General features: G+C 67.7%; 14 protein-coding genes. 11 read left to right on the top strand and 3 right to left on the bottom strand.

The genetic code is table 11. The features are described from left to right. Positions 1-3 precede the first annotated feature (3 nt). Together RR928_RS09970 and RR928_RS09965 are read right to left on the bottom strand one after the other, a co-directional pair. Positions 4-600 (bottom strand): DNA-3-methyladenine glycosylase, encoded by a 597-nt coding sequence (locus tag RR928_RS09970; RefSeq protein ID WP_332538058.1) that lies wholly within the window; start codon positions 598-600, stop codon positions 4-6. Positions 601-654: 54 nt separating this feature from the next. Continuing rightward, complete coding sequence (locus RR928_RS09965) at positions 655-1,545, bottom strand: NAD(P)/FAD-dependent oxidoreductase (RefSeq protein WP_332538060.1); 891 nt, start codon at positions 1,543-1,545, stop codon at positions 655-657. Positions 1,546-1,643: 98 nt separating this feature from the next. Between RR928_RS09965 and RR928_RS09960 the strand changes: the two genes are divergently transcribed. The 3 genes from RR928_RS09960 to imuA all read left to right on the top strand — a co-directional run bounded on the left by RR928_RS09960 (position 1,644) and on the right by imuA (position 3,893). After that, positions 1,644-2,099: an Rrf2 family transcriptional regulator gene (locus RR928_RS09960; protein WP_332682374.1), complete on the top strand. Its 456-nt coding sequence runs from the start codon at positions 1,644-1,646 to the stop codon at positions 2,097-2,099. A gap of 250 nt (positions 2,100-2,349) precedes the next feature. Next, entirely contained in the window at positions 2,350-2,889 is a 540-nt protein-coding gene (locus tag RR928_RS09955) for a CPBP family intramembrane glutamic endopeptidase (protein WP_332548386.1), read from the top strand. Positions 2,890-3,104: 215 nt separating this feature from the next. Beyond that, positions 3,105-3,893, top strand: coding sequence for a translesion DNA synthesis-associated protein ImuA (gene imuA, locus RR928_RS09950; protein WP_332538063.1), 789 nt, complete (start codon positions 3,105-3,107; stop codon positions 3,891-3,893). A gap of 67 nt (positions 3,894-3,960) precedes the next feature. Here imuA and RR928_RS09945 read toward each other — a convergent pair whose 3' ends face one another. Next, complete coding sequence (locus RR928_RS09945; RefSeq protein WP_332549731.1) at positions 3,961-4,320, bottom strand: hypothetical protein; 360 nt, start codon at positions 4,318-4,320, stop codon at positions 3,961-3,963. Positions 4,321-4,608: 288 nt separating this feature from the next. On the opposite strand from RR928_RS09945, the gene RR928_RS09940 reads away from it, so the two are divergent. The 8 genes from RR928_RS09940 to RR928_RS09905 form a co-directional block, all read left to right on the top strand. Beyond that, positions 4,609-5,910, top strand: coding sequence for a Y-family DNA polymerase (locus tag RR928_RS09940; protein ID WP_332549732.1), 1,302 nt, complete (start codon positions 4,609-4,611; stop codon positions 5,908-5,910). Between the two features lie 9 nt (positions 5,911-5,919). Next, positions 5,920-9,033 carry an error-prone DNA polymerase gene (locus RR928_RS09935; protein WP_332682371.1) on the top strand — a complete coding sequence of 1,038 codons (3,114 nt, stop codon included), beginning with the start codon at positions 5,920-5,922 and terminating at the stop codon, positions 9,031-9,033. A gap of 10 nt (positions 9,034-9,043) precedes the next feature. Next, positions 9,044-9,619, top strand: coding sequence for an alpha-ketoglutarate-dependent dioxygenase AlkB (locus RR928_RS09930; RefSeq protein ID WP_332538069.1), 576 nt, complete (start codon positions 9,044-9,046; stop codon positions 9,617-9,619). 252 nt (positions 9,620-9,871) lie between these two features. Continuing rightward, on the top strand, positions 9,872-10,198 hold the full coding sequence (locus RR928_RS09925; protein WP_332682369.1) for a hypothetical protein: 327 nt from the start codon (positions 9,872-9,874) through the stop codon (positions 10,196-10,198). A gap of 56 nt (positions 10,199-10,254) precedes the next feature. After that, entirely contained in the window at positions 10,255-10,821 is a 567-nt protein-coding gene (locus RR928_RS09920; protein ID WP_332538071.1) for a hypothetical protein, read from the top strand. 204 nt (positions 10,822-11,025) lie between these two features. Next, positions 11,026-11,646, top strand: coding sequence for a hypothetical protein (locus RR928_RS09915; protein ID WP_332538072.1), 621 nt, complete (start codon positions 11,026-11,028; stop codon positions 11,644-11,646). 124 nt (positions 11,647-11,770) lie between these two features. Next, complete coding sequence (locus tag RR928_RS09910; protein ID WP_332682367.1) at positions 11,771-12,439, top strand: alpha/beta fold hydrolase; 669 nt, start codon at positions 11,771-11,773, stop codon at positions 12,437-12,439. Further along, positions 12,436-12,815, top strand: a 380-nt coding sequence (locus tag RR928_RS09905; protein WP_332538074.1) for an NUDIX hydrolase, incomplete at its 3' end; no start/stop codon positions are given. The genes RR928_RS09910 and RR928_RS09905, both read left to right, overlap by 4 nt.

Below are 12,815 nucleotides of genomic sequence, written 5' to 3'. Positions count from 1 at the left end.
CCGCTAGTCCACCGCTAGTCCACCGCTAACCGGCGCCGCCGCGAAGCCGCGGCTCAGGAAGCGCGAGCCTTTGAGGCCGAAGCGCCAGGGCACATCCACCGCCTTGGAAATGCCTATGCGCGGCCCGGCCAGCACCTCGATCGGCTCCGCCGCCGCGCGCGCCAGCAGCTCGAACGGCGGGCACGCCAGCGGCTGCGCATTGAGCCGGGCATCGATGCCCAGCGCCTGCGCCAGCCGCCCCGGCCCGGCGCACAGCAGGCGCAGCTCCTGCAGCCCGCGGCGCGCACGCATGGTCTCTATGCCCTGAGTGGGCTCCATGGCGCGCAGCAGCACCCCGGCGCCATGGCCGGCCTCGCGGCACACGGTATTGAAGCACCAGTGCAGCCCATAGGAGCGGTAGACATAGGCATGACCGGGCGGGCCGAACATCGCGCCATTGCGCGCGGTCTGCCCGCCAAAGGTGTGCGAGGCCGGATCGGCCTGGTCATAGGCTTCGGTCTCGACGATGCGCCCGCCCACGCCATCGACCAGCAGCGTGACGCCAATCAGTTGGCGTGCGACTTCATGGGAAGGGGCGGAAAAGTCGATGGCGGCAAGCATGCAAGGCGGCGGAAGTGTTGGACCCCGCCATCTTCTGCGAGCCGGCGGCGCTGGTCAATGCGGCGCAAACACCAGCGACCGGTGCGCAGCCAGCCCCGCCATGGTGCCGTCACCCACGGCCAGGGGCACAGAGCCGCCCAAGCGCGCGGCATCGCCGCAGGCAAACACGTTGGCTACCGTGGTGGCCTTGAGCGCATCGGTCTGAATCACGCCGCCCATGGGACCTGTGCTGATCTCGCAGCCCAGCGCCCGTGCCACCGGGCTTTCGACGCGGGACTGCGGCGCGGTGAACAGGCCGTCGAAAGCCAGCACCCGGCCGTCGTCGAAGCGCACATCGGCCTGGCCGGTGATGGCTCGCACGGCGCCGGTCTCGATGCACACGCCGCGCGCCTGCAACTGCGCGCGCTGCTGGGCGTCAGGCGTGAAGCGGTCATTGAGCAGCAGCGTGGTCCGGCCCCAGTCGGGCAGCAGCAGCGCCTGGTGCATGGCCAGCTCCGAGGTGGCAAGAACGCCGATGCGGCCCTGCTGCAGCTCATAGCCGTGGCAGTACGGGCAATGGAAGACCTGCCGGCCCCAGCGCTCGGCCAGGCCCGGCACTTCGGGCAGCGTATCGACCACGCCGCCGGCCAGCACCAGCCGCCTGGCGGTGTGCAGCCCCCCATCGTCGGTCTCGACTCCAAAGCCGTTCTCGACCGGGCGTGCGCCCGTGGCGCTGGCAGCTAGCCATTGCACCGTGCCATAGGCCAGGACCTGCTCGCGTGCCACGGCCGCGATGTCGGCGGCCTTGGCGCCGTCCTGGGTCAGGAAGCCATGCGAGCGATCGGCAAAGCGGTTGCGGCGCTGGCCGGCATCGATGATCAGCAGCTGGCGCCGCGCGCGCGCCAGCGGCAGCGCGGCGGCCAGGCCGGCGTAGCTGCCGCCGATGATGATGACGTCGTAAAGCATGAAGACTCTTTCAAGAAACTTTTGATGTTTCATGATACGCAGCAAGCCCAAGTCATGCAACCTATAATGATTCATGACTTCTGTCTCCGGAGCCCCCCATGAGAAGCGATAGCCGCCTGTCCCGCATGCTGCATGTGCTGCTGCACATGGCGCGCCAGGACGCGCCCTTCACCTCGGAGCAGCTCGCGCAGATGCTGGCCACCAACCCCGTGGTCGTGCGCCGTACCATGGCGGGGCTGAAGAAAGCCGGCTACGTGCAATCGGAAAAAGGCCATGGCGGCGGCTGGAAGCTGTCCTGCGACCTGGCCCAGGTGTCGCTGCTCGACATCCACGCGGCCGTGGGCGGGCCGCGCATCTTTGCGATCGGCAGCGCCAGCGAGAACCCGGAGTGCGGCGTGGAGCAGGTGGTGAACGCGGCGCTCGACGACGCGCTGGCCCAGGCCCAGGCGCTGCTGGTGCAGCGGCTGGCGGCAGTGAAGCTCGGCGACCTGGCGCAGGAGTTCGATGCGCTGTGCCAGACCAAGGCAGCGCACGCCCAGCACGCCCGCGGTTGACGCTCGCCGGGCATGGGTCGGCATCGTATGGTCGCCCAGCGGGAGTTTGGCCTGAAAAAGTGTGCCCGGCGGATGTCCCTTGCGTGCCGGCCGTGCGGACCCCGGTATGCCATACCCACGGTCTGCAAGGCGTCCATCGCATGGGCCGGGGTGGCGCGCAGCGGCAGGTGCTCGGGCGCAAGGCGCTGCAGGCGATGCTGAGCCCGTTCGCGCTGGACTCTTGCTCATGATGTCCAGCACCGCCGCCTGAATGGTGGGACATGATTGCCAGGCGCTGTTCGGGCGTTTCGGCCTGCGCGAAGCCGCCGTGAGCCTAGGCGCCGGGCTGCTGGCCAGCGTCGCGTCAATCGGCGCCGCGCTGTGGGTGAGTGAATTCGCGCCCCTCAGCCCCAACCCCGTGGCCCAGTTCGGCGCCACCCTGCCGTTGCGCGAATTTACCCGGCTGCTGCTGATTCTGCTGCCCCAGCTGCTGGGCGAGGAATTGCTGACCATGCTGCCGTTTCTGGCGATTCTCCAGCTCACGGCATCGCATTGGGGCTGGGGGCGGCGCAGCAGCATTGCGCTGGCCTTGCTGGGCTCGACGCTGCTGTTTTCTGCCGGCCACCTGCCCACTTACGACTGGAACTGGGTGCAGTGCTTCGTCGTGATAGGCGCGGCGCGCGTGGTCTGGACGCTGGCCTACATCGCCACCCGCAGCCTGTGGGTGTCCATTGGCGCCCACATTCTCACGGACTGGGTGGCGTTCATGCTGGCCTTCCTCGCCGCACGGCTTCTTCCGTGGGCGATCTGAAGCCGGCCAAAACCGCAAAATAACTGTATTTATATACAGCTACCCGCAAAAAGCCCACTATCCGCCCCTTTTGCTTGACCCATACGGCCCAATCGGGAAATGCGTGCAATGCCGTTGTCCCCTCGAACAGCCACGTTGCGGCGCGTGTGATGCCGCACCGGGTTCCCCAAACACGAGGATGGCAGATATACTGTAATTAAATACAGCATATCGCCATGAGCCCCCCCACTCCTCTCTCTTGCGCCCCCGGCTTCGACCGCTGGCAATTGCCCGCGCATGTGGCGCAGGCCGTGTGGCGCGGCACGGAAGTCGGCGCCGCGCCGGGGCGCACGCTGCCCACGGGTTTTGCGCAGCTCGACGCCGCGCTGCCCGGCGGCGGCTGGCCCACCCAGGGCCTGAGCGAAGTGCTGCTGGCCCAGTCGGCGCTGTGCGAATGGCGGCTGCTTGCGCCTGCATTGCCGGGTTTTGTCGCCGGGCGCAACAGCCGCGTCTACCTGGTCGCGCCGCCCAAGCCGCCGCTGGCCATGGGGCTGGCCCAGCTGGGCCTGGCACCCGAGCAACTGGTCTGGATCGATGTCAAGGCGCCGGCCGACAGCCTCTGGGTTGCGGAGCAGCTGATCAAGTCGGACGCCGCGGGCGCGCTGCTGGTCTGGCTGCCCCAGGCGCGGCCCGAGCAGATCCGGCGCCTGCAGGTGCAGGCGCTGCACTGCGATGCGCCGGTGTTTGTGTTCCGCCCCGAGGCCGCCTTGCGCGACGCCTCGCCCGCGCCGCTGCGCGTGTCGGTCGCGCTGGGCAAGAGCTGGGGCATAGAGCTGCGCATACGCAAGCGCCGCGGCGCGAGCGCCGATGAAGTGCTGCACCTGCGCGCGCTGCCGGCCAATCTGCATTCCGTCATTCCTCCGCGGCTGCACGAGTTGCAGCCCATCGAGGTCCAACGCGAGCAGGTGTTGCCTGCACCGGGCCAGCCTCTTGCCGCGGCACAGTTCCAGCGCAGCGCCCATTGACGCGCAGTCGCTCGCGGTCCGGGCGCTGCAGTTCACGCCGCTGGCGCAAGCAAGAACCAGAAGGCCCTCATCTGCGCCGCGCGCAAATCCGGTAGATCAAGTACGCGCCGCTCAAGCCGATGACCGCCCAGGGAAGATACCGGGACAGGGAGACAAATCTCCAGAGCGCGCCTTCACCCACATACGAGGGGGAGTGAAGAAGGGCCAAGTGAAGCCATAGCGAGGCCGCCGCTGCGCTCCCAATGCAGGCGAACATCACTTTTTCTGCCCAGGGTTTGAACGCGAAATTCAGGGCGATCACGGCGAACCCCAGGTAGCAGGCCAGGGAAAGCCACGCCACCCCATTGAATCTCTCACTCCCCGCAGGAGTGAGCGCATGCACCCAAAGTTGGAGGGCCGCAATCATTTCGCTGAAGCTGGAAACCATGTGTGCCTGTTGCATTGAAGCCGAATCAGGCATTGTCCCGCATCTGGCCGGCGTGGCCTGCAGCCCCCAGCCTGGCCTTCGCCCAGTAAGCCGAACTGCAAAAGCCAAACAGGTTGATATACTGTGGTTAAATACAGTATCCCACCATGACTTCCTCGGCCCACCTCCCGTCCTCCCCTGCAGGCTTAGACCGCTGGCAGCTGCGTGCGCTGCCGGCCAATCCGCATTGCGTCACTCCTCCCCGGCACGCGCTGCAGCCTGTCGAGGTCCAACGAGAGGAGGTGTTCCATGCATTGGGCCAGCCTCTTGCCGCTGCACAGCGCATCGCCGATTGACGCGCAGTCGCTCGCGGTCTGGGCGCTGCAGTTCACGCCGCGCGTGGCCCTGGTCGAGGAAGCGGTGCTGCTCGAAGTCGAAGCCAGCCTGCGGCTGTTTGGCGGCGCCGAAAGCCTGCAGGCGCTGATCGAGGCCGGCGCCCAGGAACTGGGCGCGCATGTGGCCTGGGCGCCTACCGGGCTTGCGGCGCTGGCGCTCGTTCGCCAAGGCCTGGCCGATGGTTTGTCGCGCCCGCTGGAGCAGTGGCTGGATGCCTTGCCCTTGACCAGCCTCAGCGCCGTCGCGCTGCACCAGGCGACGCTGGCGCGCGTGGGCTGCCGCACGCTGGGCCAGGTGCGCGCGCTGCCGCGCGGCGGCATTGCGCGGCGCTTCGATGCCGCGCTGCTCTCGGCGCTGGACCAGGCCTATGGCCTGCGGCCCGAAACCTATGCCTGGGTCAGCATTCCCGAGACCTTCCATGCGCGGCTGGAGCTGATGGCGCGCGTGGAATTGGCGCCCGAGCTGCTGTTGGGCGCGCAGCGGCTGCTGCTGCTGATGGCCGGCTGGCTGCGCGCGCGCCGGCTGGGCGCGACGGCGTTCACGCTGCGCTGGTGCCACGACAGCCTGCGCGCGCGCGCCGCGGGACCGGGCGGCGAGCTGACCATACGCACGGCCGCGCCCACGCAGAACGTGGCGCATTTCGCGCGCCTGCTGGGCGAGCATCTGGCCAAGGTCGAGCTGCGCGCGCCCGCGGGCGAGCTCGAGCTGCTGGCCATCGAAGTGCAGGCGCTGACGGAAGAAAGCCATTCGCTGATTCCCGATCCGGCGCACCAGGGCGCATCGGTGCGTCAGGCGCTCGAGCGCATACAGGCGCGGCTGGGCGAAGACTGCATTCGCCGCCCGCAGCTGCGCGCCGACCACCGGCTCGAATGGATGCAGCGGTGGTCGGCCCAGGAGCCGCGCCGCAGCGCCAAGCCCCAGCCCCTGCATGGCCTGCCCCTGCCCACCTGGGTGCTGGCGCAGCCGCTGCAGCTGGTCGAGCGCGAGAACCGGCCGCATTATCAGGGCAGGCTGCAGCTGCTGCTGGGCCCGGACCGCGTCGAAGGCGGCTGGTGGGACCGCGACGCCGACAGCACCGGCAATGCCGAACCGACGCGCAATGTGCAGCGCGACTACTGGCTCGCCTTGAGCCCGCATGCGGGCCTGCTGTGGGTGTTCCAGGCGCGGCTCGCGGGCGAGAAGACCGCCTGGTTTCTGCACGGGCATTACGGCTGAGCGCTTGCCATGGACCACCTCCTGCCCGCGTATGCCGAGCTGCGCTGCATCTCCAATTTCACGTTCTTGCGCGGCGCAAGCCAGCCCGAAGAGCTGGTGGCGCGCGCCAAGGCGCTGGGCTACAGCGCCATCGCCCTCACCGACGAATGCTCGCTCGCCGGCGTGGTGCGCGCCCATGTCGCGGCCAAGGCGCATGGCATGGCGCTGCTGCTGGGCGCGCAGTTCTGCGTGCAGCCGCGCAATGCCGACGAGGCGGCGTTCACGCTGGTGCTGCTGGCGCAAAACCTCAACGGCTACGGCAACCTGTGCCAGTTCATCACCAAGCTGCGCCGCGCATCGGAAAAAGGCACCTACTTTCTCGATCTCGACGGCATACGCGGAGCCGAACTCGAAGACTGCCTGGTGCTGCTGTGCCCCGAGCGCGCGGCCAGCGACGCCCAGCTCGAAGCCATGGGCCGCTGGACGCTCACGCATTTCACGGGCCGCGGCTGGATAGGCGTGGACCTGGTGCGGCGCATCGACGACGAGCTGTGGCTGCACCGCATGCGCACGCTGTCGGCGCTCACCGCGCTGCCGCTGGTCGCCGTGGGCGACGCCCACATGCATGTGCGCTCGCGCAAGCCGCTGCAGGACGTGCTCACCGCCACGCGCCTGGGCCAGCCGCTGACGGAATGCGGCTACGCGCTGCTGCGCAGTGCCGAGCGCCATCTGCGCAGCCGGCTGCGCCTGGCCCAGACCTTTCCCGCCGATCTGCTGGCGCAGACCCTCAACGTCGTCGCGCGCTGCAGCTTCAGCCTCGACGAGCTGCGCTACCAGTACCCCGACGAAGTCGTTCCCGCGGGGCATACGCCCGAGAGCTACCTGCGCCAGGCGACCTACGAAGGCGCGGGCCGGCGCTGGCCGCAAGGCATTCCCCCGAAAGCCCAGACGCAGATCGAGCACGAGCTGGCGCTGATCTGCGAGCTCAAATACGAGCCCTACTTCCTCACGGTCTACGACATCGTGGTGTTTGCGCGCTCGCGCAATATCCTGTGCCAGGGCCGGGGCTCGGCGGCGAACTCCGCGGTCTGCTACTGCCTGGGCGTGACCGAGGTCGACCCGGATCGCACCGCCGTGCTGTTCGAGCGCTTCATCTCGCGCGAGCGCAACGAGCCGCCCGACATCGACATCGACTTCGAGCACCAGCGGCGCGAGGAAGTCATCCAGTACCTCTACACCAAGTACGGCCGCGACCGCGCCGCGCTCACCGCCACCGTGATTTCCTACCGCCCGCGCTCGGCCGTGCGCGACGTGGGCAAGGCGCTGGGCTTCGAGCTGGCCACGCTGGACGCGATTGCCAAGGGCCAGCAATGGTTTGACGGCAGCAGCATACGCCTCGAACGCTTCGAGGAGCTGGGAATCGCCACCGACACGCTGGCCGTGCAGCAGCTGATCACGCTCACCGCCCAGCTCATTGGCTTTCCGCGCCACCTGTCGCAGCACACCGGCGGCTTTGTGCTCACGCGCGGACTGCTGTGCCGCATGGTGCCGGTGGAAAACGCGTCCATGGCCGAGCGCACGGTGATCGAATGGGACAAGGACGACCTCGACGCCGCGGGCCTGCTCAAGGTCGATGTGCTGGCGCTGGGCATGCTGTCGGCGATCCGCCGCGCGCTCGACTTCATCAGCCGGCGCCGCGGCTATGACTTCAGCATGCAGGACATTCCCGCCGAAGACCCCAAGACCTACGACATGATCTGCCGCGCCGACACCATAGGCGTGTTCCAGATAGAAAGCCGCGCGCAGATGAGCATGCTGCCGCGCCTGCAGCCGCGCGAGTTCTACGACCTGGTGGTAGAAGTCGCCATCGTGCGCCCCGGCCCCATCCAGGGCGGCATGGTGCATCCCTATCTGCGCCGGCGCCAGGGCCTGGAACCCGTGACCTACCCCAACGACGACCTGAAAGCAGCGCTGGGCCGCACCATGGGCGTGCCCGTTTTCCAGGAGCAGGTGATGCAGATCGCGATGATTGCCGCGGGCTTCACGCCCGGCGAAGCCGACGGCCTGCGCCGCGCCATGGCTGCCTGGAAGCGCAAGGGCGGGCTGGAGAAATACCACGACAAGCTGGTCGGCGGCATGACCGAGCGCGGCTACGAGGCCGCCTTTGCCGAACAGATCTTCGAGCAGATCAAGGGCTTTTCCGAATACGGCTTTCCCGAAAGCCATGCGGCCAGCTTCGCGCTGCTGGTCTATGCGTCGAGCTGGATCAAGCGCCACGAGCCCGCGGCCTTTCTTGCGGCGCTGCTCAACAGCCAGCCCATGGGCTTTTACTCGGCCAGCCAGCTCACGCAGGACGCGCGCCGCCATGGCGTCGAGGTGCGGCCCGTCGACGTGATGCACAGCGCCTTTGACTGCACGCTCGAAGATATCGAGCACCGGCCCGCCGTGCGCCTGGGCCTGCGCCTGATCGCCAGCCTGCGCGGCAGCAGCGCGGCGCGCATAGAACAGGAGCGCGGCCGCGCGCCTTTCGACAGCGCGCCCGAACTGGCCCAGCGCTGCGGCCTGGAGCTGCATGAAATGAAGGCCCTGGCCGCGGCCGGCGCGCTGGCCACGCTCTCGGGCCACCGCCGCCAGCAGGTCTGGGACGCCGCGGCGCTGCACGCCGCGCCCGCGCTGCTCGAAGAAGCCACCATAGACGAAGCCCAGCTCGAACTGCCCGAGGCGCCCGAAGGCGAGGAAGTGCTGTGGGACTACGCGTCCACGGGGCTGACATTGCGCTCCCACCCCATGCTGCTGCTGCGCCCCCGGCTCGACAAATACAAGCTCAAGACCTCGCAGCAGCTGCGGCGCATTGCCGACGGCCGGCGCGTGCGCACCGCGGGCATCGTGACGCTGCGCCAGCAGCCGCCCACGGCCAAGGGAACGATCTTCGTGACGCTGGAGGACGAGCACGGCGTGACCCAGGTCATCGTCTGGCGCGACGTGCGCGAAGCCCAGCGCGAAGTGCTGCTCGGCGCGCGCCTGCTGGCCGTCGAGGGCCGCTGGCAGCGCGAAGGCATGGTCTGCAATCTGATTGCCGAGCGCATGGCCGACCTGTCGCATCTGCTGGGCCGGCTGCGCACGGAGAGCCGGAATTTCAAATAGCGAGCCCCCCATGAACCAATGCAGCCTGTTTGGCGATGAAGAAGTGCAGGCCTCGATTCCGGGCCTGGTCTACCAGCCCGAATTCCTCAGCCGCGACGAGGAGCAGGCCTTGATCGCCATCATCCGCAGCCTGCCGCTGCACGCGGCCAAATACAAGCAGTACTTTGCGCGCCGGCGCGTGGTGAGCTTCGGCGGCTCGTATGACTTCGACACCCATGAACTCAAGCCCGCGCAGGCGCTGGACGCACGGCTGCTGCCCTTGCGCGACCGCGTGGCCGCCTGGCGCGGCGTTGCACCCGAAAGCCTGGTGCATGCGCTGGTCGCCGAGTACGCGCCCGGCACGCCGCTGGGCTGGCACCGCGATGTGCCGGACTTCGAGGGGATCTATGGCGTGTCGCTGGGGAGCGAGGCGACGCTGCGGTTTCGCCCTTATCCCTACCAGCCGCAGCTGCCGCGCCAGGTCGTCGAACTGGCGGTGCAGCCGCGCTCCGTCTATGTGATGGCGCACGAGGCGCGCTGGGGCTGGCAGCACTGCGTCGAGCCCACGCGTGCGCTGCGCTGGTCGGTGACTTTCAGGGATCGGTGAAGGGCTGGACAGGATTTGTTGCCCTGGGCTCCATGGAGGCGCAAGGCGCGCTGGCCCACTGCATTTTTGCTCGGCGCCATCGCCTACACGCATACGGGCGCTTATTTCTATCCTGGCGGTCGCGCCGCGTTCACACTGAGGCTCCGATCGAAGGCGGTCCGTTATACCAGCCGGTATTTCAGGAAACAGGCCTCTGCCGAACAGGCAGAAAGCTCTTCCTCCGTTTCCCAACCAGGCAAAAGAGAAAAAACCATGTTCAAGAACACCATCAAGACAATTTCACTGGGCGGCGCGGCACTGACATTGGCAGTGGCCTCCACCGGCGCTTTTGCGCAGACGACCAACAACAGCACCGTCAACACCAACCAGACGCCCGCGGCCATTGGCGTGACACCGCAGACCGCCAACGAGGCCAACCAGAAGGCGATTCAACGCTCCGACACCGGCACGGTGGTGCGCACCGACCCCACGGCTGCCGATCAGGCACGCGACGCCGCCAACCGCGCGCAAGCCCCCGCTCCCCGCAGCACCATGGACAGCACGGCCCCACGCCGCGCCGCCCGCGCAGACCGCAACTGAGCGGCATCTGAGCGCTTTCCAGATTTCCCCCCATCACTGACCCCAAAGGACTTCACATGATCGACAACAACAATACCACCCTGCACACCGGCACCACCACCACTCCTTCGGGCACCCTGGTCACCGGCCTGTTTCGCGACCGTGACAGCGCCGAAGCCGCCTACAACGCAGCCTCGGCCCGCGGCTACTCCAAGGACGACGTGAACCTGGTGATGTCGGACGAAACGCGCACCCGCCATTTCGCCAACGTGGCCGCCATTGAAACCGAACTCGGCAACAAGGCCGCCGAAGGCGCCGGTATCGGCGGCGCCATTGGCGGCACGCTGGGCGCGATTGTCGCGGCCGTCGCGGCTGTCGGCACCACCCTGGTGCTGCCCGGCATCGGCCTGGTCGTGGCCGGCCCTCTGGCCGCGGCCATTGCCGGTGCCGGCGCTGGCGCTGCCAGTGGCGGCGTGATCGGCGCGCTGATCGGCTGGAACATTCCTGAAGAGCGTGTCAAGCACTACGAGCAAGGCATCAAGGACGGCGGCATTCTGATGGGCATGCGCACCAAGAACGAAGAAGATGCGACCTACCTGGAAAATGAATGGAAGCAAAATCGTGGTGAGCATGTCTACCGTTAAGGTGAGCTGACCCAAAGCAGGATGTCCTTGGCATTCTGAGCGGCCATTTCCACGGAAATGGCCGTTTTCCGTTGGCCCCCAGTTTCTTAAAGTCTGCACGTAATGCTGTTTTCAATGCTGTTTGCGCGCATGGCCGGCCCGCGCGCAATGCCCCGCTTGCCTCGCTTGCCCCGCCTCCTTGCGCGCTGCGGCGCCGGCGTCGCCATGGCTTGGGCGCTATGCCTTGGCGCAGCGCCATTCGCCCACGCAGGCCAGCGCGCTGCGGCCGCCGCAGCCGCCCCACTGAGCAGCGAAGCGCAGCAGGTGGCGCAATGGATAAGCAGCTCGAAAGACAACCAGGGCCTGCCGTATCTGCTGGTCGACAAGCGCGCCGCGCGGGTGCATGTGTTCAACGCGGCCGGCGTGCTGCAGGCGTCTTCGGCCGTGCTGCTGGGCCTGGCGCGCGGCGACCATTCGGTGCCAGGCATAGGCGAGCGCCCGATGTCCGCCATCGCGCCGCATGAACGCACCACCCCCGCGGGCCGCTTTGTCTCCGAGCCGGGAAACAACCTGCAGGGCGAGGACATTGTCTGGATCGACTACGACGCGGCCGTTTCACTGCACCGCGTGCGCACCGCCAACGCCGCCGATCGCCGGCTGCAGCGCCTGGCCAGTGCCACCGCGGCCGACAACCGCATCTCTTACGGCTGCGTCAACGTGCCCCAGCACTTCTATGACCGCAATGTCGCGCCGGTCTGGGGAAAGAAGCCCGGGGTGATCTACGTCTTGCCGGAGACCCAGACCGCGGCGTCCTTTTTCGGCTTCGGCACGGCGCGCGCACACTGACCACGGGATTTCGCAACGCTCTCAGGAACATCATGCAAGTGCCAGGCGCAAGCCGCGCCCGGCCTTGCGCATCGGATAAGCTGTCGCGCCTCCTCCTCCATGGCGCAGCCAGGTGCAATCCCGCATGCCTTTTCCTTCCCAACTGCTTTTCCTGCCCGGCGCTTCGGGCAACACCGACTTCTGGAAACCCGCGGCGCAGCGGCTGCGCCACCCCGCGGCCCATGTGCATCCAGGCTGGCCCGGCTTTGGCGACACACCGCCCGACCCCGGCATCCACGGCATCGAAGACCTTGCCGAACGGCTCATTGCCCAAATCGACCAGCCCACGGCCCTGATCGCACAGTCCATGGGCGGCGCCATCGCGCTGCTGGCCGCAAGCCGGCGCCCGCAATGGGTCACGCATCTGGTGCTGACGGTCACCTCGGGCGGAATGGACATCAGCGATCTCGGCGCCCAGGACTGGCGCCCGGCCTTTTGCGCGGCAAATCCCGAACTTCCGCGCTGGTTCATCGACTCCAGGCTGGACCTGACGGCCGCACTGGCCGAAATCAAAGCACCGGCCCTGCTGCTGTGGGGCGACGCCGACCCCATCAGCCCGGTCGCTGTCGGCCAGCGCCTGGCCGCGCTGCTGCCGCAAGCCACCCTGCATGTCTTCGCGGGCGGCGACCACGATCTGGGCCATGCGCTGGCGCATGACGTGGCGCCATTGATCGATGCCCACCTCGCCAGCGCCGCTCCCATGCACGACAATGCGCACCCTGCCCAAAACCGATACGAGAAAACGCCGCCATGACTTCCTGGAGACCGCCGCAACACATCAAGGTCAAAGCCATTGGACTGCACTGGCGAAACGCCAAGCTGCTTGCCGCCGAAGTCTTCGATGACCACGGCCGGCTCAAGGGCGTGCGCCCGCTGGGCGGCAGCGTGGAATTTGGTGAAGCCTGGCAAACCGCCCTGGCGCGCGAGTTCAAGGAAGAACTGGGCGTAGCCATCGAAGTGACCGGGCCGCCCCTCGTGATGGAAAACATCTACACCCACCATGGCACAACCGGTCATGAAGTGCTGTTCATTGGCGCAGTGCAGTTCGATGCCGATGCCTTTGCGGGCCTGGAGGTCATTGAATTCCTCGAGGACAGCGGAGCACCTTGCACGGCGCGCTGGTTTGATCT

It is taken from the genome of Comamonas sp. (genome assembly GCF_036666375.1).
Lineage (GTDB): Bacteria > Pseudomonadota > Gammaproteobacteria > Burkholderiales > Burkholderiaceae_C > Comamonas.
The sequence above is the reverse complement of the archived record's forward strand: the minus strand, read 5'-3'. Positions and strand labels throughout refer to the sequence as shown.

Coding starts and splice junctions, on each gene's coding strand:
- RR928_RS09955 (WP_332548386.1), top strand. CDS start 2,350: ATGGTGGGACATGATTGCCAGGCGCTGTTCGGGCGTTTCGGCCTGCGC.
- imuA (WP_332538063.1), top strand. CDS start 3,105: ATGAGCCCCCCCACTCCTCTCTCTTGCGCCCCCGGCTTCGACCGCTGG.
- RR928_RS09910 (WP_332682367.1), top strand. CDS start 11,771: ATGCCTTTTCCTTCCCAACTGCTTTTCCTGCCCGGCGCTTCGGGCAAC.
- RR928_RS09930 (WP_332538069.1), top strand. CDS start 9,044: ATGAACCAATGCAGCCTGTTTGGCGATGAAGAAGTGCAGGCCTCGATT.
- RR928_RS09960 (WP_332682374.1), top strand. CDS start 1,644: ATGAGAAGCGATAGCCGCCTGTCCCGCATGCTGCATGTGCTGCTGCAC.
- RR928_RS09925 (WP_332682369.1), top strand. CDS start 9,872: ATGTTCAAGAACACCATCAAGACAATTTCACTGGGCGGCGCGGCACTG.
- RR928_RS09940 (WP_332549732.1), top strand. CDS start 4,609: ATGCATTGGGCCAGCCTCTTGCCGCTGCACAGCGCATCGCCGATTGAC.
- RR928_RS09945 (WP_332549731.1), bottom strand. CDS start 4,320: ATGGTTTCCAGCTTCAGCGAAATGATTGCGGCCCTCCAACTTTGGGTG.
- RR928_RS09920 (WP_332538071.1), top strand. CDS start 10,255: ATGATCGACAACAACAATACCACCCTGCACACCGGCACCACCACCACT.
- RR928_RS09970 (WP_332538058.1), bottom strand. CDS start 600: ATGCTTGCCGCCATCGACTTTTCCGCCCCTTCCCATGAAGTCGCACGC.
- RR928_RS09915 (WP_332538072.1), top strand. CDS start 11,026: ATGGCTTGGGCGCTATGCCTTGGCGCAGCGCCATTCGCCCACGCAGGC.
- RR928_RS09965 (WP_332538060.1), bottom strand. CDS start 1,545: ATGCTTTACGACGTCATCATCATCGGCGGCAGCTACGCCGGCCTGGCC.
- RR928_RS09935 (WP_332682371.1), top strand. CDS start 5,920: ATGGACCACCTCCTGCCCGCGTATGCCGAGCTGCGCTGCATCTCCAAT.